This is a genomic window from Streptomyces sp. NPDC058650, assembly GCF_042717315.1.
In the GTDB taxonomy this organism is placed as follows: Bacteria; Actinomycetota; Actinomycetes; order Streptomycetales; family Streptomycetaceae; genus Streptomyces.
The window spans coordinates 220,472-240,120 of sequence record NZ_JBHXRL010000003.1; the positions used below are offsets into that span (position 1 = coordinate 220,472).

The 19,649-nt window shown below is 73.3% G+C and carries 19 protein-coding genes and 1 tRNA gene; 7 read left to right on the forward strand and 13 right to left on the reverse strand.

Going from position 1 to position 19,649, the window contains the following annotated elements; genetic code table 11:
- Nucleotides 1-73: 73 nt before the first annotated feature.
- Together ACFWWU_RS07095 and ACFWWU_RS07100 are read right to left on the reverse strand one after the other, a co-directional pair.
- Complete coding sequence (locus ACFWWU_RS07095) at nt 74-1,156, reverse strand: magnesium and cobalt transport protein CorA (RefSeq protein WP_384140637.1); 1,083 nt, start codon at nt 1,154-1,156, stop codon at nt 74-76.
- Nucleotides 1,157-1,279: 123 nt separating this feature from the next.
- Nucleotides 1,280-2,239 carry a serine/threonine dehydratase gene (locus ACFWWU_RS07100; protein ID WP_384140130.1) on the reverse strand — a complete coding sequence of 320 codons (960 nt, stop codon included), beginning with the start codon at nt 2,237-2,239 and terminating at the stop codon, nt 1,280-1,282.
- 308 nt (nt 2,240-2,547) lie between these two features.
- On the opposite strand from ACFWWU_RS07100, the gene ACFWWU_RS07105 reads away from it, so the two are divergent.
- The gene (locus tag ACFWWU_RS07105; protein ID WP_384140133.1) at nt 2,548-3,096 is read left to right on the forward strand and encodes a hypothetical protein; all 549 of its coding nucleotides are present in this window, start codon (nt 2,548-2,550) and stop codon (nt 3,094-3,096) included.
- A 28-nt stretch (nt 3,097-3,124) separates the two neighbouring features.
- Here the strand turns inward: ACFWWU_RS07105 and ACFWWU_RS07110 are convergent, their stop codons facing one another.
- Nucleotides 3,125-3,709: a helix-turn-helix domain-containing protein gene (locus tag ACFWWU_RS07110; protein ID WP_384140640.1), complete on the reverse strand. Its 585-nt coding sequence runs from the start codon at nt 3,707-3,709 to the stop codon at nt 3,125-3,127.
- Nucleotides 3,710-3,840: 131 nt separating this feature from the next.
- On the opposite strand from ACFWWU_RS07110, the gene ACFWWU_RS07115 reads away from it, so the two are divergent.
- The gene (locus tag ACFWWU_RS07115; protein ID WP_384140136.1) at nt 3,841-4,677 is read left to right on the forward strand and encodes an EamA family transporter; all 837 of its coding nucleotides are present in this window, start codon (nt 3,841-3,843) and stop codon (nt 4,675-4,677) included.
- A gap of 226 nt (nt 4,678-4,903) precedes the next feature.
- Here the strand turns inward: ACFWWU_RS07115 and ACFWWU_RS07120 are convergent.
- Both ACFWWU_RS07120 and ACFWWU_RS07125 read right to left on the reverse strand, forming a co-directional pair.
- Nucleotides 4,904-4,977 (reverse strand) — tRNA-Met (locus ACFWWU_RS07120).
- Nucleotides 4,978-5,073: 96 nt separating this feature from the next.
- Nucleotides 5,074-5,586, reverse strand: coding sequence for a hypothetical protein (locus ACFWWU_RS07125; protein WP_384140139.1), 513 nt, complete (start codon nt 5,584-5,586; stop codon nt 5,074-5,076).
- Between the two features lie 416 nt (nt 5,587-6,002).
- Here ACFWWU_RS07125 and ACFWWU_RS07130 point away from each other — a divergent pair, with 416 nt between their 5' ends.
- Together ACFWWU_RS07130 and ACFWWU_RS07135 are read left to right on the forward strand one after the other, a co-directional pair.
- Nucleotides 6,003-7,496, forward strand: a complete 1,494-nt coding sequence (locus tag ACFWWU_RS07130; RefSeq protein WP_384140643.1) for an FUSC family protein — start codon at nt 6,003-6,005, stop codon at nt 7,494-7,496.
- A gap of 225 nt (nt 7,497-7,721) precedes the next feature.
- Nucleotides 7,722-8,777, forward strand: coding sequence for a lactonase family protein (locus ACFWWU_RS07135; protein ID WP_384140142.1), 1,056 nt, complete (start codon nt 7,722-7,724; stop codon nt 8,775-8,777).
- A 157-nt stretch (nt 8,778-8,934) separates the two neighbouring features.
- Here ACFWWU_RS07135 and ACFWWU_RS07140 read toward each other — a convergent pair whose 3' ends face one another.
- Together ACFWWU_RS07140 and ACFWWU_RS07145 are read right to left on the reverse strand one after the other, a co-directional pair.
- A complete protein-coding gene (locus ACFWWU_RS07140; protein ID WP_384140145.1) occupies nt 8,935-9,858 on the reverse strand; it encodes a sirohydrochlorin chelatase in 924 nt (307 codons plus the stop codon).
- Between the two features lie 50 nt (nt 9,859-9,908).
- Complete coding sequence (locus tag ACFWWU_RS07145; RefSeq protein WP_384140148.1) at nt 9,909-11,033, reverse strand: N-acetylglucosamine kinase; 1,125 nt, start codon at nt 11,031-11,033, stop codon at nt 9,909-9,911.
- A gap of 116 nt (nt 11,034-11,149) precedes the next feature.
- On the opposite strand from ACFWWU_RS07145, the gene ACFWWU_RS07150 reads away from it, so the two are divergent.
- Nucleotides 11,150-11,827 carry a uracil-DNA glycosylase gene (locus ACFWWU_RS07150; protein WP_384140151.1) on the forward strand — a complete coding sequence of 226 codons (678 nt, stop codon included), beginning with the start codon at nt 11,150-11,152 and terminating at the stop codon, nt 11,825-11,827.
- 25 nt (nt 11,828-11,852) lie between these two features.
- Here the strand turns inward: ACFWWU_RS07150 and ACFWWU_RS07155 are convergent, their stop codons facing one another.
- Together ACFWWU_RS07155 and ACFWWU_RS07160 are read right to left on the reverse strand one after the other, a co-directional pair.
- A complete protein-coding gene (locus ACFWWU_RS07155) occupies nt 11,853-12,935 on the reverse strand; it encodes a WD40/YVTN/BNR-like repeat-containing protein (protein WP_384140153.1) in 1,083 nt (360 codons plus the stop codon).
- Between the two features lie 148 nt (nt 12,936-13,083).
- A complete protein-coding gene (locus ACFWWU_RS07160) occupies nt 13,084-14,166 on the reverse strand; it encodes an NADH:flavin oxidoreductase/NADH oxidase (protein ID WP_384140156.1) in 1,083 nt (360 codons plus the stop codon).
- A gap of 122 nt (nt 14,167-14,288) precedes the next feature.
- Here ACFWWU_RS07160 and ACFWWU_RS07165 point away from each other — a divergent pair, with 122 nt between their 5' ends.
- A complete protein-coding gene (locus ACFWWU_RS07165; RefSeq protein WP_384140159.1) occupies nt 14,289-14,648 on the forward strand; it encodes an ArsR/SmtB family transcription factor in 360 nt (119 codons plus the stop codon).
- 33 nt (nt 14,649-14,681) lie between these two features.
- Here the strand turns inward: ACFWWU_RS07165 and ACFWWU_RS07170 are convergent, their stop codons facing one another.
- A complete protein-coding gene (locus ACFWWU_RS07170) occupies nt 14,682-15,332 on the reverse strand; it encodes a DUF305 domain-containing protein (RefSeq protein ID WP_384140162.1) in 651 nt (216 codons plus the stop codon).
- 272 nt (nt 15,333-15,604) lie between these two features.
- Here ACFWWU_RS07170 and ACFWWU_RS07175 point away from each other — a divergent pair, with 272 nt between their 5' ends.
- Nucleotides 15,605-17,035: an LVIVD repeat-containing protein gene (locus ACFWWU_RS07175; RefSeq protein WP_384140646.1), complete on the forward strand. Its 1,431-nt coding sequence runs from the start codon at nt 15,605-15,607 to the stop codon at nt 17,033-17,035.
- Here ACFWWU_RS07175 and ACFWWU_RS07180 read toward each other — a convergent pair.
- From ACFWWU_RS07180 to ACFWWU_RS07190, 3 genes are all read right to left on the reverse strand, one after another.
- Nucleotides 17,014-17,697 (reverse strand): TetR/AcrR family transcriptional regulator, encoded by a 684-nt coding sequence (locus ACFWWU_RS07180; protein WP_384140164.1) that lies wholly within the window; start codon nt 17,695-17,697, stop codon nt 17,014-17,016. The genes ACFWWU_RS07175 and ACFWWU_RS07180 overlap by 22 nt on opposite strands.
- A gap of 129 nt (nt 17,698-17,826) precedes the next feature.
- A complete protein-coding gene (locus tag ACFWWU_RS07185) occupies nt 17,827-18,459 on the reverse strand; it encodes a phosphatase PAP2 family protein (RefSeq protein ID WP_384140167.1) in 633 nt (210 codons plus the stop codon).
- 248 nt (nt 18,460-18,707) lie between these two features.
- Nucleotides 18,708-19,643, reverse strand: a complete 936-nt coding sequence (locus ACFWWU_RS07190; protein ID WP_384140169.1) for a M56 family metallopeptidase — start codon at nt 19,641-19,643, stop codon at nt 18,708-18,710.
- Nucleotides 19,644-19,649: the final 6 nt, after the last annotated feature.

Consider the following 19,649-nt stretch of genomic DNA (forward strand, 5'->3'; position numbering starts at 1 on the left):
TCTCGACTCTACCCAGGGCGTGGCCTGCGACGATGCCCCGACGGGCCCGCCTCGCCCACACGACGTCCCGCCGTCAGAGCCAGCCGTTGCGGCGGAAGCCCCGGTGGATGACGACGCAGGCCGTGGCGATGACGCCGAGGACCAGTGGGTAGCCGTAGGTCCAGCGCAGCTCGGGCATGTGCTCGAAGTTCATGCCGTAGACGCCGCAGACCATGGTGGGGACGGCGACGATCGCGGCCCAGGCGGTGATCTTGCGCATGTCCTCGTTCTGGGCGACCGTCACCTGCGCGAGATGGGCCTGGAGGATCGAGTCGAGGAGCGCGTCGAAGGACGTGACCTGCTCCGCGACCCGGGCGAGATGGTCGGTCACGTCGCGGAAGTACGCCCTGATGTCCGGGTCGATCAGCGGCATCGGGTGGGTGGCGAGGTGCTGGAGCGGCCGTGCCAGCGGCGTCACGGCCCGCTTGAGTTCGAGGAGTTCGCGCTTGAGCTGGTAGATCCGCCCCGCGTCCCGGCGGTCCGCCTGCTCGGAGAAGACCGCGCTCTCGATCGCGTCGAGGTCGTCCTGCACGGCGTCCGCGACGGCGAGGTAGTCGTCCACCACGTGGTCCGCCATCGCGTGCAGCACGGCGGATGGCCCCTTGGCCAGCTGCTCGGGCAGGTCCTCCAGGGCCTCGCGCAGCGGGCCGAGGGAGCCGTGGCCGCCGTGCCGGATGGTGATGACGAAGTCGGGCCCGACGAAGGCCATCAGCTCGCCCGAGTCCACGACCTCGCTGGTGGAGGTGAGTTCCTCGTGCTCGACGTAGCGGACGGTCTTGAAGACGGCGAAGAGCACGCCGTCGTACTCCTCCACCTTCGGCCGCTGATGGGCGTTGACCGCGTCCTCCACCGCCAGCGGGTGCAGCCCGAAGAGCTCGGCGAGCCCCGTGAACTCCGTCTCGTCCGGCTCGTGCAGACCGATCCAGACGAACCCGTCGCCGGCCTTGCGGACCTGCCGCAGGGCCTCCTCGGCCGACCCGCGCCCGCTGCGCCGTACGCCGTCGATGTAGACCACGCAGTTGACGACCGCGCTGCCGAGCGGGGAGCGGGCCGGGTGGCTGAGGTCCACGGCACGCCGGTACGTCAGACGGACGGCTCTGCGCAGACGCTGGATCATGGACACGACGTGCTCCTTCGGCGGATCGACGCGCCAGTGTGCCACCGGCGGCGACGCGTCCGCGAGTGCCCACCGATCGAAGGAACCCTCCAGGGGGTCCGCGATGATCAGCTGGACAGGGCCCTAGGGAGCCACGAGGTCCGTGGGGTCGGTGTTGGCGCCGCAGAGGATCACGCAGACCGTCTCGTCGGGCGCCGGGCGGTACCCGGCGCCGAGGACGTCCGCAGCGGGATGGGCCACGGCGGCCAGGGCGGTGGCGGCGGCGTGCTCGACGGCGAGCCTGCGGTCGTCCCACAGGGCCTGCCGGGCGCGGACGATCGCGGCGTCGGGTACGAGGACGGAGCGGACGCCGTCCTGCTGGGCCGCCCGCACGGCGGTGGCGGAGGCGCGCCGGGCGCCGAGGGAGTCGGCGGCGACGGAGTCGACGGTGACGTCGACCGGCCGCCCGGCCTGGACGGCGGCGTCGAGGGCGCGGCAGTTCTCGGGTTCGACGGCGACGGTACGGATGCCGTGGTGCCCGGCCGCGGTGGCGACCCCGGCGAAGAGTCCGCCGCCGCCGACCGCGACGACGACGGTGTCGAGACCGGGGACGTTCCGGCGGATCTCGTCGAGAAGGGTGCCCGCGCCGGCGGCGATCAGCGGATGGTCGTACGCGTGCGAGGCGAGCGCCCCGGTCGTTCGGGCGAACTCCTCGCAGGCGGCGAGGGCCTCGGCGTACTCCGTACCGACCAGGCGGACGTCCGCGCCGTACTGGCGGAGGCGGGCCACCTTCACCCGGGGCGCGGTGGTCGGCAGGAAGACGGTGGCGGGGACGCCCTGCCGCGCGGCGGCCCAGGCGCAGGCCAGCCCGGCGTTGCCGCCGGAGGCGATCGTGACACCGGCGTCCGGGAGGGTGCCGGCCTCGCGGTGCGCGAGCAGGAAGTTCTGCGCGCCGCGCGCCTTGAACGAGCCGGTGTGCTGCATCAGCTCCAGCGCGAGGTGGACGCCGCCGGGCTCCGTGGGCCCGGCGAGGGCGACGGGCCGGACGTGGCCGGCGACGCGGTCGGCGGCGGTCGTGATGTCGTCGTAGACGAGGGTGTGCACCTGGGGCTCCCGGGGGTGATCGGCCGGGGCGCTCGGCGACCCCGCTGCACGTCCCCCGAACCTATCGCGACGCCCCACCGCCCGGCGCACGCCGGGCTCCGGCCGGGGCCGGGCCGGGGCGGGGCCGGGCTCTCGCCGCCCGGGCGGGGCGGGGCCGTCCCGACGGAGGGACGCGGTCCGCTGTCACACCCGCGCCACTCGCCGCCGCCGGCCCGTAGCGTCACGCCTGTCGTCCCTCGTCACTCGTCACGGTGGATCCGGTCCGTCCGGCGCGCGGGCCCCGGCCAGGCTGGGGCAGCGTGAGCCCCATGAACACCCGCCGAGCGATGGTCGCTCTCCTCGCCGCGCTCCTCACCAGCGGATGCGTGGCCGTCCCCGAGGCCCCGGCCCCGAGCGCACCGGCCCGGCCCGCCGAGCTCGCCCCCGCCGCCGAACGCCGGCCCGCCGCACTCCCGGCATGGCCGGAGCCCACCCAGGCCCCGCCCCGGGAGCACCTCGCCGTCACCGAGCCGCGCCCCGGCCGCCCGCCCGCGAAGGCCGCCCCCGCGGAGCGTGCGCCGACCGTGGACCGCGCCGCCCCGCGGCCGGAGGCGCCGGCGCCCGTTCGCTGTGCGGCACCGGGGAAGACGCCGGGCACGGCGACGGAGCGGCGGACGCCGAAGCCGGCCGAGAGGCCCGCCCGGAGGACCGGCCCGAGCCCGAAGCCCCGGTCCGCGCCGCAGCCTGCCGCGCGTCCACGTCCGCGGCAGCCGGTGACCGGTCAGGCCCCCGAGATGCGTCGGCTCTGCCGACAGGCCCAGGAGATCGGAGCCCCGATGGGCGCCGCAGACCTCTGCCGCGGCATGTACGGACGCTGACCTCGGCCTCGCGAGAAGGGCGGCCGGGTCAGACCCGGGAGGCCGGGCCGGGCGGGAGGTGGACCGTCATGATCAGCAGGCAGGTCTCCGTACCGGCGCCCCGGTAGGTGTGGGGGGCGTCGCCGTCGAAGGCGGCGGTCTGACCCGCCTCGACCGGATGCTCGGCGCCGTCGACGACCAGGGTCATCCGGCCGGCGGTGACGCTCACGGTCTCGACGACCCCGGCCTGATGGGGGTGGCTCGGGTACTCCTCGCCAGGTTCGAGCTTCCAGCGCCAGACCTCGACGGGGGCCGGGCCCGAGGTCGTCAGCATCAGACGGGCCTCGCCTCCGTGCGCTCCCGTCCACAGCGGCATGACGGCGTCGGCGGCCACGACGCGGACGCGGTCCTCGGCCGGTCCTTCCATCAGCGCGGACACCGAGACGCCGAGGGTGTCGGCCAGCCGCACCAGGGTGGCGAAGTTGGGGTTGCCCTGGGCCTTCTCCAGGCCCACCAGGGCGCCCTTGCTGACCTGGGCACGCCGGCCGAGCTCGTCCAGGGACAGGCCGGCGCGGGTCCGGGCCGCCCTGACGTTGTGCGCGAGCGTCCGCAGGGCTGAGGCCGTCTCGGCCATCCGGTCACCATCCATCCTCATCGTCACCAGTGGACCACTGCAATGACCGTGCGGTCGTTTGATGGACACGCCTCGGTCGATCCGTTGTATGGTTCAGTCGTTCCATTGAGATAGTAAGGGATGTACGTACCGTGATCGCTCTGCTGCTGGCCCTGGGCAGCTCCCTCGCCTACGGGTGCGCCGACTTCCTCGGCGGCCTCGGCGCCCGCAAGGCGCACGTGCTGCGCACCGTGATGATCGCGGCCCCGGCCTCGCTCGCGGTCGAGCTGCTGCTGTGGCCGTTCCTCGGTGCCGACTTCAGCGGCGGTGCCGTCGTCTGGGGCGCCGCGTCCGGGGTCGCCTCGGCCGCGGCGTTCGCCCTGCTCTACCGCACCCTGGCGATCGGCCCGATGAACGTGCTCTCGCCCGTCACCGCGCTGATATCCGCCATGCTGCCCGTGGGCGTGGGCCTGCTCCAGGGCGAGCGACTGGGCGCCGCCGGACTGATCGGCCTGCCCCTCGCGCTTGCCGCGGTGGTCCTGGTCAGCGCCGGTCACGGCAGCGGGTCGGCACGCCCGTCGCGCACGGCGCTGCTGCTGGCCCTCGGCGCGGGCGCCGCCATCGCTCTGCAACTGATCTTCCTCCATCAGGCGCCGTCCGACAGCGGCGTGGCCCCGCTGATCGTCGGCCGGGCGGTCTCCTCGGCCGTCACCCTGGCCGCGGCCGCGCTGATGTACCGCAAGCTCGGCTCCGAGCGGCCCGCGTACGCGATGTCGGCGGGGGCGGGCGTGCTGGACTCGCTGGCGAACCTCATGTTCCTCCTCGCCGCCCGCGACGGCGACCTCGCGGTCGTCGCGGTGATCACCGCCCTCTACCCGGCCGGTACCGTCCTGCTGGCCCGTAGCGTGCTCGGCGAACGCATCCACCGGGGCCAGCTCGCCGGCCTGGGCACCGCCGCCCTCGCCGTCGGCCTCCTCGCCCTCACCTGACCCCCGACGACATGTGCCGACACTCGGCCTCCTTCGTCCGGGGCCCCGTCCGCCCAGGCGGACGGGGCCTCGGTGGGTGGCGGGGGTCAGCTGCTGGTGAGGAGGTGCTGCCAGGTGGCGGGGCCGGTGATGTCGTCCGTGGGTGTACGTGCCTCGCGGAGTAACAGGCCCGCCGGTGCACGCATGAGGCCCGGATCCACAGGATCCGGGCCTCATGTCACTTCAGTAGCGGGGACAGGATTTGAACCTGCGACCTCTGGGTTATGAGCCCAGCGAGCTACCGAGCTGCTCCACCCCGCGTCGGTAGGTACAACACTACGCCACTCACGGCGTCCCCCTGACCACGTCGGTGATCAGGCCGTCGACGGCGGAGAACCGGCCGGTGACGCCGATCCCCTAACGGCTTGCCTCGACGCCGCTGTCCAGGAACGCGTTGACGCTGATCGAGTAGCCGGCCCCGGTGGTGAGGTCGGGGCGTTTCCCGTGACCGCCCTTCGCGAGGCGCTCGGCAGTGAGGAAGACGACCTGCAGGACCATGTCGTCTCTGACGAAATCCAGGTCGTCGGGCAAGGCCTCGGGGTTCGGGTTCCATCCGTCGCGTACCGCCGCCGCCCGGTAATGTGCGGCCACTTCGGCCTGTGTGCCGGGGAAGGCGTACGTCCGGTCGGCGTACACCGCGACATCGCCGCTGTCCGCCCAGCAGCCGGCGTCGACCTCCTCGAGACCCCGGGCGACGGTGGCGCCTGCGGGCCGGGAGTCGAGGATGTCGAGTGCGGCCACCTCCTTCACCCTGTCGTCGGTCCCCTCGCAGTCCCTGGCGAGCTCCATCAACGCGCAGCCGGTGAGCGTCGCGGCAGCGAGCGCGGTCGACAACAGCAGGGATATCGGGCGCGTGATGCTTGTCCGCATGGGCAAGAGGGCTCCAATGTGCAGGTCGGCGTGGAGGGAGGAGAGGTCCGCCGCACAAGATGGTCGTGCGGCGAGACCCTGTTCAGGGCGGCGGACGCGTACGCGTGGGCAGGGCGGGACTCGGCGGGATGCTCGTAGACCGTGTGGGCCAATGGCCGCCTCTGGCCACGTGATCGTCCGTGGGGATGGGCCATTGGCCCACCCGTACGTTCACCTGTTGAGCCGATGTACCCCTTGGGGGCTATTCTTGTAGGCATCACATACCTTCGGCGCCGCGCAGCGCCGTCCGGCGACGAGGCCGGACCGGCCCGCGGTGCTTCCGTCGTGTCCGAGCCCCCACCACCCCCGGGGAGTCTCGCGTGCGGCGAGGATCAGGAACAAGGGGGGCGGGATTGGCCGCCGTGCAGAAGTACTTCATGGCCCCGGACCCGGGGCTCGTCCGGCTCAGGGTCTCGCTCCGTGCCGTTCTCGGCATCACGCTCGCGGTCGCCCTGGCCGAACTCCTCGGCTTCTCACTCACCGCCTCCATCACGGCCGGTCTCGCCGCTCTCCTCGCGCTCTTCACCGTGGGTGACCCCACCGTGCGGCGCCAGGCCGTCACCACCGCCCTGCTGCCGGCCGTCGGCTTCCCCGTCCTCGCACTCGCGACCCTTCTCCATGCCGCGCCGCTCCTCCGGGACGCGGCCTGGCTGCTCGTGGTGTTCGCCGGCGTCTACGCCCGCCGCTGGGGACCTCGCGGGCACGCGCTCGGCATCTTCGCCTTCATGCAGTTCTTCGTGACGCAGTTCCTGCACGCGCTCCCCGCCCAGCTCCCCGAGCTGTACGCGGCCACCGGCGTCGCTCTGGGCGCGGCGGCGGCCGTCCGCTTCCTGGTCTGGCCCATCGAGCGGCGCGTCCCGCCGCCTGCGGTGCCTGCGGCGCTTCCGGGCAGGGGGCTGGCCCGCGCGACCACGCGCCAGGCGGTCCAGGTCGCCGTGGCGTCCGGCGTGGCCCTCGTGGTGGGCCAGTTCCTCTCGGAGGAGCGCTGGTACTGGGCCGTCGGCACCGTCTGGTGGATCTTCGTCAACACCGCCTCGCGCGGCGAGACGCTCGTCCGCGGCTTCCGCCGCGTCCTCGGCACCGTCACCGGCATCGCCGGCGGATTCCTCGTGGCCATCCCGCTCGGCGGTGCGCCCGCAGCCACAGCCGTCCTGGTCGCCGCGTGCGTCTTCGGGATCTTCTACACCGCCGCGGTCTCGTACAGCTGGATGATCCTCGCCGTCACCGTGATGGCGAGCCTCCTCTACGGCCTGCTGGGGGTGCTGGACGGCTCGCTGCTCCTCCTGCGCGTGGCGGAGACGGGTGTCGGCGCGCTGTGCGCCGGTCTCGCCGTGACCCTGGTCCTTCCGGTGCGGACCCACACGACGAACGACGCGTGGATCCAGCGAGCACTGCTCTGCGTGCGGTCGGCCACATCCGCGTCGGTCCGTCGCCTCGCCGGCGAGGCGACAGCGGACCCCACGCCGCATGCCGCCGAGCTGGAGTCCCTGCTCGGCCGGGTACGGCTGTCACTCGCCCCCCTGGTGCATCCCCTGAACCCGTTCCTGGCCAGGAAGCAGCGAGCACGCCGGGTCCTGACGCTGCTCGACGAAGCCGCAGGCGAGGTCCGAGGCCTGGTCGATGTGGCCGCCGACCCGGATGCCAGTCACGACGCTCGCCTGGCCGCGGCCTGTTGGCGGGTCGAAGCCGCCGTGGAGGCCCTCACCTCGCGCAGTGGAGCCGCGGTCGCGACGGATCCGCACCTCCGGGCCGAAGGCGAGGCTCACGCGGGCGTGCCCGCCCTCGCGCACGCGAGCGGGCTCGCTCGCGTCCTCACGGAGCTGGATGCTCCGTTGCGGACCCAGCCGAGCACCTGGATGGCCCGTTCCTGACACCCCCCGCGCCGAGGCCGCCCTCGGGCACCTGCACGGACGGGACCAGGCCCTCGTCGACCTGGCGGCGCCGCCGCTGCGCACCTCCCCGCGCGCCCCGCTGGTCCCAGCGGCCCGACGTGGCGCGTCCGCGCCGGACCGGAGGAGGTTGGTCTAGACCGCCTGCTACCGTCGGCCGGACGACGGCCGGTCGTCCGTGACCGGCCCCGCGACAGGGGAGGCGCCATGGGCGACACAGAGGCGGTACAGGGCCGGAGCGCGCCGCGGGCGTACATCGGGTCGTTCACCTCGGCGGGCGGTCTCGGCGTCCTCGCCGCCGACGTCGACGGGGCGACGGGCGCGCTGACCGTCACCGGCGCCAGTGACGCCGTCGCCGACCCCTCCTTCCTCGCCCTCGCCGGCCCCGTGCTCCACGCGGTCTCCGAGACCGAGCCCGGCGCCGTCGCCGCCTTCGACGTCGCCGGCCCCGTACCCCGGCCGCTCGGCGAACCCGTCTCCGTCGACGGCGCGGGCCCCACCCATCTCGCCCTCGCCGCCGGCCACCTCCTCACGGCCAACTACACCTCCGGCAGCGTCACCGTCCTGCCGCTGGCCGCGGACGGCACTCCCCGCCCCGCCACGGCCGTCCTGCGGCACGAGGGCCACGGCACCGTCCCCGGCCGCCAGAGCGGCCCCCACGCCCATCAGGTGCTCCCCGACCCCTCCGGCCGCTGGGTCGTCAGCGTGGACCTCGGGACCGACTCCGTACGGATCTGTGCGCTCGATCCCGCGACCGGGGCGCTCACCCTCCACCGCGAGACCGCGCTGCGCCCCGGCACCGGCCCGCGCCACCTCGCCTTCCACCCGACGGGCGGCCACGCCTACGTCCTGAACGAGCTGGAGCCCACCCTCACCGTCTGCCGCTGGCACGCCGCGGAGGGCGTCCTCGAACCGCTCGGCGAGACCTCCGTCGTCCCCGAGGGCACCACGGGCCCCAGCTACCCGTCCGAGGTCGTCGCGTCCCCCGACGGCCGCTTCCTGTGGGCCGCCGTCCGCGGCGACGACACCCTCGCCGTCCTCGCCCTCGACCCGGACGGCGCGAAGGCCGATCTGGTCGCCACCGTGCCCTGCGGGGGCGCCTGGCCCCGTGACCTGACCCTCGACCCCTCCGGACGGCGGCTGTACGCGGCCAACGAGCGCTCCGGTGACGTCACCTGGTTCGACCTCGACCCGGAGACCGGCGTACCGGTCCGAGCGGGCGCCATCGAAGCCCCGGCGGCCTCCTGCGTCGTCTTCGGCTGACCCGTACGCGAGCCTTCCGCTGACCCGTACGCGAACCTTCGGCTCTGATCGCCAGCCTGCGGCCAGGGCCGTACGCGACCCTGCGGCCAGGTCCGTACGCGAGAAAGGGCCCGTTCCGGATGCTTCCGGTGCGGGCCCCTTCTCCTCGTGCTGCGCCTCAGAGCGACGGCGGGCCCTGCGGCTGCTGCGGCGGGATCCCCAACGCCGAGGTGTACTGCGAGAGCACCAGCTTGCCGATCGCCGGGTAGGCCCCCAGCGGCTCGGCGGCGGCGCACCCGGCCTCCTTCGAGGCCTCGTCGAGCAGACCCTCGGCCAGCTCCGGGCCGATCAGGTACGGCGCGAGGGCCAGCTGGGCCGAACCCGCGGCGCGCAGCTGCTCGGCGATGGAGGCGATCGAACCCTCCTGGTCGAGCGCGGCGGCCATCACCGGCACCGCGAGGCGCGCGGCGAGCAGCATGCCGGTGATCCCGGCGGCCTGCACGGCCTCCTCGCCGCCGACCGTGGCCAGGATGATGCCGTCGGCGGCCGTCGCCACCGTGAACAGCCGGGCGCGGTCGGCACGGGCGAGCCCCGCCTCGGACAGGCGCACGTGCAACGCCTCGGCGAGCAGCGGGTGCGGACCGAGGACCTCGGTCAGCTCGGCGGTGTTGCCGCTGTCCATGACGGCCTGGCGCACCTGGCGCATCAGGGCGCTGTCCGGGCCCGCGAGCAGCGGGACCACGACCGCGGCGGGACCGGTCGGGGCGGCGACCTCACGGCCTGCGGCCACGCCCAGGTGGTACCGCTGGGTGCGGAGCGCGTCCACGGCCGTGAGCACGGACGCGAGCGCGGGGTACTCGATGTCGTCGCCGTCGAGGAAACCGATCGCGGCCTCCAGGCCGGGCAGCTCCGAGCGGGCGATGCTCACGACCTCTTCGGCCAGCGAGCGTATGGCGGCCGACGGCGCACCGGGAACGGCGAGAACCAGCGCGGGAGCGCCCTCGGGCGCCGCCGCGGGTTCGGGGCGACGGTGCCGCCCGGACTGGCGCGGTCGAGGCATTCGTACAGGCAGGCCGGAAGCAGGCCCAGTGGGGGAGCTCATGGCGCCGCATGCTACTGGTTTCGTCGGCCACGCTGTTCGGTGAGGTGCGATCACGCGCCGTGTGTCCCCGTATGTCCGGTCTCCGCGTCCGCTCCGGGCCGGGTCCTTCCCTCCGCACCACCCCCGACCTGGGCGGATGCCGTCGTCTCCGCCGTATCGCCGTCGAACAGGCGCAGCAGCGACGGGTCCTCCGGCAGCCGCAGCGTGCCGGTGGCGAGCGCCGAGGCGAGGGCGACCGCCCCGGCCGGCGGATCACCCGCGGGGGCCACCGCGCGGGCGTGCGGGATCCGCTCCGCGAGCGCGGCCCGCAGGGGTACGAGGAGGGGGTCGCCCATCTTGAAGAGGCCACCCGTCAGGGCGACCAGGGCCCCGGGGTCCGCCGGACACACGGCCTCGGCGGCGTCCGCGACGTGCTCCGCGGCCCGGACGAGGATGTCCGCCGCGACCGGGTCACCGGCGGTGGCGCAGGCCCCCACCTCCGGGGCGAAGGAGGCGAGCACGGCAGGTCGGTCGGTACGGGGGTACAGGGCGCCCGGCAGGCCCCCCGCCGGCCCGAACAGCTTCTCGGCCCGGGCCAGGAGCGCCGCCGAACCGCCGCGCCGCCCGTCGTGGGCGCGCATCGCCGCCTCCAGGCCCGCCCGGCCGATCCAGGCGCCGCTGCCGCAGTCGCCCAGGAGGTGCCCCCAGCCGTCGGCCCGGCGCCAGGCCGCCAGATCCGTACCGAGCGCGATCATCCCCGTGCCGCCCGCGACGACCACGCCGGGCCTCTGCCCGAGCGCCCCGGTGTACGCGGTGACGGCGTCGGCCGCGAGCGCGAGGCGTCGCACGCCCCAGGCCGCGGCGAAGGCGCCGGGGAGTTCCGCCCGCAGCTCGTCCCCGAGCGTCGCCATTCCGGCGGCGCCCACGGCCACGGCGAGGACCGGCCGGCCGGCGGCGGCCCCCGTCGCGGCGCGCTCCCGCAGTGCGCGGACGGCAGGGACGACCTGCTCCAGGAAGTGAGCCGCCGAGATTCCGCCCGGTCCGGTCCGGACCGGCTCCCGCGAGGCGAGGGTGTCGAGGACCGTGCCGCTCGCCGCCTCGGCGAGGGCGATCCGCAATCCCGAGCCGCCGGAGTCGACGCCGACGACCAGCCCCTCGGAGGGATCGTCCACGGGCGGTTCGTTCACGGAATCCACGGTGCACCGTCCTGGCGTGAGGGCGACAAGGGGCAGGCGAGTGGCGGGAGTCTAGGGGGTGGCCCGGGGGCCGGGCCGGACCGGGGTGTCACTGTAGGCCGGTAGAGTGACGGACCGTGACAGCGCGACCCTTGAACGAACTGGTGGAGCCCGGCTGGGCGGAGGCTCTGAGCCCCGTCGCGGGCCGTGTGGCGGAGATGGGCGACTTCCTGCGCGCGGAGATCGCCGCGGGCCGGACGTACCTGCCGTCCGGGCCGAACGTCCTGCGGGCCTTTCAGCAGCCCTTCGACGACGTGCGGGTCCTGATCGTGGGTCAGGATCCCTATCCGACGCCGGGGATGGCGATCGGACTCAGCTTCGCGGTCGCCCCCGAGATCCGCTCGCTTCCGGGCAGCCTGGAGAACATCTACCGCGAGCTGAACACCGACCTCGGTCTGCCCCGGCCGTCGAACGGCGATCTGACCCCCTGGACCCGTCAGGGCGTCCTCCTCCTGAACAGGGCACTGACCACGGCCCCGCGCAAGCCGGCCGCCCACCGTGGCAAGGGCTGGGAAGAGGTGACCGAGCAGGCCATCCGCGCCCTGGCCGCCCGGGGCAAGCCCCTGGTGTCCATCCTGTGGGGCAGGGACGCCCGCAACGCCCGGCCGCTTCTCGGAAACCTCCCGGCGATCGAGTCGGCGCACCCGTCCCCGATGTCCGCGGACCGCGGCTTCTTCGGCTCCCGCCCCTTCAGCCGCGCCAACGACCTCCTCCTGGAACAGGGCGCCCAGCCCGTGGACTGGCGTCTGCCCTGACCCGTGCCGCCGCGGGGCGGGGTCCTCAGATCACCGCCGCTCTGACGCAGAGCACGTCCGGAAGGTGCTCCGCCAGGAGTCGCCAGCTCTCCCCGTCGTCGGCGCTCGCGTACAGCTCGCCGTTGCGGTTGCCGAAGTAGACGCCCGCCGGGTCCGCGTCGTCCGTGCAGAGCGCGTCCCGCAGCACCGTGCCGTAGTGGTCGCCCTCGGGCAGCCCGCGGGTCAGCGGCTCCCAGGTGGCCCCCGCGTCGCTCGTCCGGTAGACCCGGCAGCGGCGGCCCGCGGGGACGCGGTCGGAGTCCGCCGCGATGGGGAACACGTAGGCGGTGTCCGGGCGGTGCGGGTGGGCGGCGACCGCGAAGCCGAAGTCGGAGGGGAGTCCGGCGCCGATGTCGGACCAGCTGCCGCCCGCGTCGTCGCTGCGGAACACGCCCCAGTGGTTCTGCAGGTACAGCCGGTCCTTGTCGCCCGCGTCCTGGGCGATCTTGTGCACGCACTGCCCGAACTCCGGGTCCGGGTCGGGCAGGAAGACCGCGGACACCCCGTGGTTGGACGGCGCCCACGCGGCCCCGCCGTCACGTGAGCGGAACACCCCCGCGGTCGACACCGCGACGGTCAGCGCGTCCGGGTCGCGAGGGTCGGTGACGACGGTGTGCACGGCCTCGCCGCCTCCACCGGGCACCCAGCGCGAGCGGGTGGGATGCTCCCAGAGCGGGCGGACGAGGTCGAAGGACTCCCCACCGTCCGCGGAGCGGAACAGCGCCGCCGGTTCGGTCCCCGCGTACACGACGTCGGGGGAGTGCGCGGGTGCCGGGTGCAGCTGCCAGACGCGCTCCAGCGAGGCCCCGGTGTCCTCGGGGAACTTCACCGCGGGCCGTGCCGGCTCGGTCCAGCTCTTGCCGAGGTCGTCGGAGTGGAAGACGGACGGCCCCCAGTGGGCGCTGTCCCCGCCCACGAGCAGGCGCGGGGCAGCCCTTCGGGTGTCGATCGCGACCGAGTAGACGGCCTGCGCGGGGAACGCCGGATCGTCGAACTCCCATCGGTTGTCGTGCCGGTGGCCGATGAAGAGCCCCTTGCGGGTGCCTACGGTGAGGAGTACGTCGGGCATGGCTGCTACCTCCAGGACGCCGTTGTCGCGGGATACGGGCCAGTCTGCACCCGGCCACTGACAACGGCCCCCGGACACACCCGCGGCGCCCTGGAAGGCCCGGAGCCCTGGAGCCCCGGAGGCTCGACTCGGGCCGCCGCGGGGCGTCTCAGATCGCCCAGGCGTACGGCGCCGGGGCCTGGATCTCCGCGCCGAGTTCGCGGGCCGCGCGGCGGGCCCAAGAGGCGTCGCGGAGCAGCTCGCGGCCGAGGAGGACCGCGTCGGCCTCGCCGTTGGCGAGGATCTTCTCGGCCTGGTCGCTCTCGGTGATCAGACCGACGGCGGCCACCGGCAGTCCGGTCTCCGCCTTGACCCGGGCGGCGAACGGCACCTGGTAGCCCGGACCCACGGGGATCCGCGCAGGACCGCCGTTGCCGCCGCTGGAGACGTCGAGGAGGTCGACGCCGTGCTCGCGCAGCAGCGCCGCGAACCGTACGGTCTCGTCGGCCGTCCAGCCCTGCTCCTCCAGCCAGTCGGTGGCGGAGATCCGGAAGAAGACCGGCAGCTCCTCGGGCCACACGGCCCGTACCGCGTCGACGACCTCCAGGGCGAGCCTGGTCCGGTTCTCGAAGGAGCCGCCGTACTCGTCGGTGCGGTGGTTGCTGTGCGGGGAGAGGAACTCGCCGATGAGGTAACCGTGGGCGCCGTGCACCTCGACGACCTCGAAGCCGGCGTCCAGCGCGCGGCGGGCCGCGTCCGCGAACTGACCGGTGATCTCGTGGATCCGCTCGACGGTCAGCTCGGTCGGCACCGGGTACCCCTCGTCGAAGGCGACCGGGCTGGGACCGACGGGCTGCCAGCCGGGTCCGCCCGGCGCGACGGGGCCGCGGCCCTGCCAGGGGCGGTTGGTCGAGGCCTTGCGTCCGGCGTGACCGATCTGGATGCCGGGCACGGTGCCGTGCTCCTTGAGGAAGCCCGCGATCCGGCGCAGCCCCTCCGTCTGGGTGTCGTTCCACAGGCCGAGGTCCGCCGGGCTGATCCGGCCCTCGGGGGCGACGGCGGTCGCCTCGACGAGGATGAGCCCGGCGCCGCCGGTGGCCCGGGAGGCGTAGTGGGCGAAGTGCCAGTCGCCGGCCACACCCGCGTTCGGTCCGGTCATCTCGGCCGAGTACTGGCACATGGGCGCCATCCAGACCCGGTTGGGCACGGTCAGCGAACGCAGGGTGTAGGGCTGGAACAGGGCGACGCTCATGGCGGACTCCGTTTCGGGGACCTCGAAGGATGCTCGTACGATACTCATCGTAGTACGGCATCTGTCAAACTACGAGAGTTCTCGTACAATGAGGGTCACCCGGATGAAGTGGAGCCGCCGTCATGACGATCGCCACCAGCCCCCGCGCGCTCGAGCACCCCACGCGGGACCAGATCGGACTCGAAGGGGTGCTCCACGCGCTCTCGGACGCCGTGCGGCTGCGCATCGTCCGGGATCTGGCGCGCGAGGGCGATGCCTTGAGCTGCTCGTACTTCGACCTGCCCGTCACCAAGTCCACGACGACGCACCACTTCCGCGTCCTGCGCGAGAGCGGTGTCATCCAGCAGATGTACCAGGGCACGGCCAAGCTCAACGCCCTGCGCAAGGACGACCTGGACGCCCTCTTCCCCGGCCTCCTGGACACCGTCCTGACGGCGGCCGAGGCGCAGGCCGGCCGTCAGGGCGGTGTCGCAGGGGCGTGACCGACCCGGGGGTACACCGCTCTCCCGGTCGCCCTACAGCGACCGCATGCGGTTGATCTCCGAAGTCTGCTGGGCGATCACGTCATTGGCCATCTCCTCCACCAGGACGTTGTTGCCCTCGCTCAGCACGTCGGCCGCCATCGTCACGGCCCCGTCGTGGTGCGTGATCATGAGCTTCAGGAACAGTTCGTCGAAGGCCTCGCCCTTCGCGCCCTTCAGCTCCTTCAGCTGGGCCTCGGTCGCCATGCCCGGCATCGAGTGATGGTCGTGGCCGCCCTGTTCGCGCGGCCCGCCGTTGTTCTTCAGCCAGCCCTCCATCGCGGCGATCTCCGGGAGCTGCGCGGCCGAGATCCGCTCGGCCACCTTCTTGACCTGCGGGGATCCCGCCCGCTGCGGGGCGAGCTCCGTCATGGTCAGCGCCTGGCGGTGGTGGACGATCATCATCTGCGCGTACCGGAAGTCGGCGCTGTTCGGGCGCTCGTCGGGGAGGAGGCGGGCGGCCTCCTCGGGGGATATCCGTTTGGCCGGCTCGCCGGGCTTCCCCGGCGCCACCACCGAGCCTCCGGTCGAGGACTCGGCCCGCGGTGCGGCCGTGCCGGACCCCGACTCGCAGGCGCCCAGGGCGAGTACGGCGACGGCGGACAGGGCCACGGCGACGACGGCACGCTGACGGCGGATCAACAACGCGACCTCCAGATGTTCTTGCGGGGACAGTGACCGTTCCTAGCACTTTTCTCGGGGGGATCGATCAAAATCCTGCATTACATCTGTGTTGCCATCTGTTGAGATGCGCACGCCAAGGACCATACTGCCGGGGTCCAACATCCGTTCAAGGCCGAACGGATACCAGCGAGGACGGAGTGACTTCGTTGCGAATACCGCGTACCCCGCGTAGCCCGCGTGCACGGATCAGACGCCTGGGCGTGGCGACCGCCGCGGCCGGGCTGCTGGCCACGATGCTGGCGGCCGGCCCCTCGGTCGCCACACCCGACCCCGGAGACGCCCTGACCCAGGGCACCGTCTCCGCGGAGCAGGCGGCCGAAGCGCGTTCCGCCATCCAGAGCGGTGAGATCCCCGGCGTGGACGAGATCGTCCACAGCAAGAACATCGAGCACCTCGTCAACATCCCCAAGGACGCGCTCCCGGGCACCAACTCGGACCTCGCCTTCCAGGGCAAGTACGCCTTCGCAGGCAACTACGACGGCTTCCGGATCTTCGACATCAGCAACCCGAAGGCCCCGAAGACCGTCGCCCAGGTCCTCTGCCCCGGCTCCCAGAACGACATCTCCGTCTCCGGGAACCTCGTCTTCCTCTCCACCGACTCTTCCCGAAGCGACAACTCGTGCACCAGCACGTCGCAGCCCGCCTCGGTGAAGGAATCCTGGGAGGGCATGAAGATCTTCGACATCAGCGACATCAGGAACCCGAAGTACGTCGCCGCCGTCGAGACCGCCTGTGGCTCGCACACCCACACGCTCCTGCCCAAGGGCAAGAACGTGTACGTGTACGTCTCCTCCTACTCGCCCAACGCCGCCTTCCCGGACTGCCAGCCTCCGCACGACGGCATCTCGGTCATCAAGGTGCCCCGCAAGGCGCCCGAGAAGGCCGCGATCGTCAGCTTCCCCGTCCTCTTCCCGGGCGAGGGCCCGGACGGCGGCGGCAACCCGGGCGGTCCCACCAACCCGGGCGTCTCCAAGACCACCGGCTGCCACGACATCACCGTGCTGCCGGAGAAGGACCTCGCCGCCGGTGCCTGCATGGGTGACGGCATCCTCTTCGACATCGAGGACCCCGAGCACCCGAGGGTGATCGACCAGGTCCAGGACAACGTCAACTTCGCCTTCTGGCACTCGGCGACCTTCAACCAGAAGGCCAACAAGGTCGTCTTCACCGACGAGCTCGGCGGTGGCGGCGGCGCCACCTGCAACGCCGTGGTGGGCCCGAACCGGGGCGCCGACGGCATCTACGACATCGTCGGCAAGGGCGACAAGCGCAAGCTCGTCTTCCGCAGCTACTTCAAGATCCCGCGCCACCAGGCCGACACCGAGAACTGCGTCGCCCACAACGGCTCGCTCATCCCGGTCAAGGGCAAGGACCTCATGGTCCAGGCCTGGTACCAGGGCGGCGTCTCCGTCTGGGACTTCACCGACTCCGCCCACCCGAAGGAGATCGGCTACTTCGAGCGCGGCCCGCTGTCCGCCACCACGATCTCCACGGGCGGCTCGTGGTCCGCGTACTACTACAACGGCTACATCTACTCGAACGACATCGCCAAGGGCTTCGACGTCCTGAAGCTCTCCGACCGCCGCACCGACCCCGCGAAGCGGATCCGGATGGACGAGCTCAACGTCCAGACGCAGCCGGACTACTTCGACTTCGACGACTGATTCGACGACGTCGACGGCAGACTCGACGACTGATCGAGCGGCACCACCGGCGCGCCGTCGGGCGGACCCCCGTCCGGCGGCGCGCCCTGCTCCCAGCCGAGCCCGTACCGCTGGAAGAGCTCCCACCGCAGCCGCGCCATGGGCATCGGGGCGCCCGGCAGCAGGACCGCCACCACCGCGCCCATCAACAGGGCGCGCAGCAGCGGATAGTCCGTGTCCACGTCCTCCGAGCCGTACCGGGTGACCGTGTCCCGCAGCAGGAACGCGAGGCGCTGCTGCTCCTCGCACTGCACGAAGCCCTCGGCCTGGAGGATTCCCGCCATGTGGGTCCGCATCAGGGTGGGCCGGTCCACCGCGAGGCCCAGGACCGCGTCGATCGCCCGGGCCATCCGCTCCCGGCCGTCCTCCGTGCGCGGCTCGCGCTCCAGCGCCTCCTCCAGCGTCAGGTGCATGAGCCGGTGCACCGCCGCCTGCAGCAGCTGCCGCTTCCCCGGGAAGTAGTACGAGATGAGTCCGCGCGCCGTACCGGCCCGCTCCGCGATGTCGCCGAGCGTGGTCGCCTCGTAGCCGCGCGTCGACACCAGTTCCACGGTGGCCCGCAGAATCCGCTCACGTGAGCGGCGCCTGAGCTCTTCATTGACCGATGGGCTACGCGGGGACATGCTTGGCTCCTGCGTTGACTGGCTGCCGGCCAATATACTCAGCGCATCCCGTCGCCGCGCCCCCGTGGCAGGCCGACGGGGAGGCCGTCTGTTCTGGGCGACACGGGGGATCGTCCAGAACAGGCGGCTTCATCGCGTCTCTCCCATTGTCCTCCAGCGGTACGTGAGGACGGCCACGGCCACGCAGCACCAGCCGAGCAGCCAGCCGCCGAGGACGTCCGAGGCCCAGTGGACGCCCAGGTAGATCCGCGTCCAGCCGACCCCGAGCACCGACACGACCGCGACGCTCGCGAGGACGCCCCAGCCGCGCCGCTCCGGCCGCCAGTGCAGCGCGAGCACCCACAGGAGCACTCCGCAGGTCACCATCGCGGTCATCGCGTGCCCGGACGGGAAGGCCGCGTACCGGGCCGAGTCGATCGGGTCGGGCCATGCGGGCCGGTCCCGCCCCACCAGGTACTTCAGCCCCTGCTGGAGACCCACCGCGAAGAGGCTCGTGCCCGCCACCCACAGGGCGAGGAGCCGCTCCCGTCGCCACCACAGCAGCACCACGGCGACCGCGGCCAGGGCGCGCATCGCCCAGGGGTCCCACACCCAGTCGCTGAGGATGCGGTTGAGGCCGGTGACGCCGGGGCGGGCGACGGCGTCGCGGTGCAACTCCTCGGCGACCGACCGGTCGAAGGAGAGCAAGGGGGACCACCCGGCGGCGACGAGCACGAGCAGGAGGACGAAGAGGACTCCGGAGACCACGGCGGACGAACGCATGCGCCGATCCTGCCCGACGCCCCGTCTCGGGCGGTGATCCGCCCCGCCCCAAGCGGTGATCCGCCCCCGCCCCATGCACTGGTCCGCCCCCGTCCCAGGCGCTGGTCCGCCCCGTCCCAGCCGGTGGTCCGCCGCGCCCCAGGTGTCGGTCCGCCGCGTCCCAGCCGGTGATCCGCCGCGCCCCAGGTGTTGGTTCGCCGCGCCCCAGCCGTTGGTCCGCAGCGCCCTCCGGGTGCGATCCGCCCCCGCTATCCCAGCGCGGTGAGCGCCGGGACGAAGGCCACGAGGACCGGGACCACTGGGACCAGGGACGCGACGGCGGTCAGTCGCAGTCGGTGTCCCGCCGTGAGCCGCGGGGCCGCGGTGAGGAGCCGGTGCACCCGCTGCGGCAGATCCGCGTCCGGTGCCGGGCCGGGGCCGAACACCCCCCGGTCCTCGTTCAGTTCGACGAGGGCCAGCGCGATCGTCAGCCGCCCGAACCGGCGCGAGGCCACGTCGTCGGCGGCCAGCTCCACTAGCCGGTGCATCTCCTCGCGGAAGGCCGTGAAGACGGGGACCCCCGGGAACCCGCCGGCGAGCGCGGCCGAGCAGTGCAACAGCCAGTCGTGCCGGGCCCGGGCGTGGCCCTGCTCGTGTGCCAGGACCGCGTCCAGCTGCCGGCCCTTCAGGCGCCGCAGCGCGGCCGTGGTGATGACCAGTCGGGGCGTGGTCCCCGCCATCCACCACGCGTCCGCCCGCTCGCCCTCCAGGACGACGAGCCGCTCGCTGCCGGGCTGTTCCCCGGGCAGCAGGGGAGCGCGGACGAGGAGATCGCAGCGGCGCTGCCTGCGCCGGGCGCGCGCCTGGCCGATCTCCCGGCCGAGCATCGCCCCGGACCAGACGCCGCCGCAGGCCAGGGCGACCGCGAGGACCCCCGACCACGGGCCGGTCGTGCCGAGTTCGTACGCGTCGACCACCGCGCGCGGCGCGGGTGCGAAGAGCTGCCCCCGTACCGCCTGCCAGGCCGCCGACGCGCTGAGCGTCATCGACAGCGCGAAGCTCAGCAGCACCGCCGCCACCACGCACTGCCACACCCAGAGCGCGACCACGGGTTCTCGCTCCACCCAGTCGGCCCGCGCCAGCAGCCGGGGGGCCGCGACGGCGGTCAGGAAGCCGAGCAGGAGGAGTGCGAGGGAGACCCACATGACCGC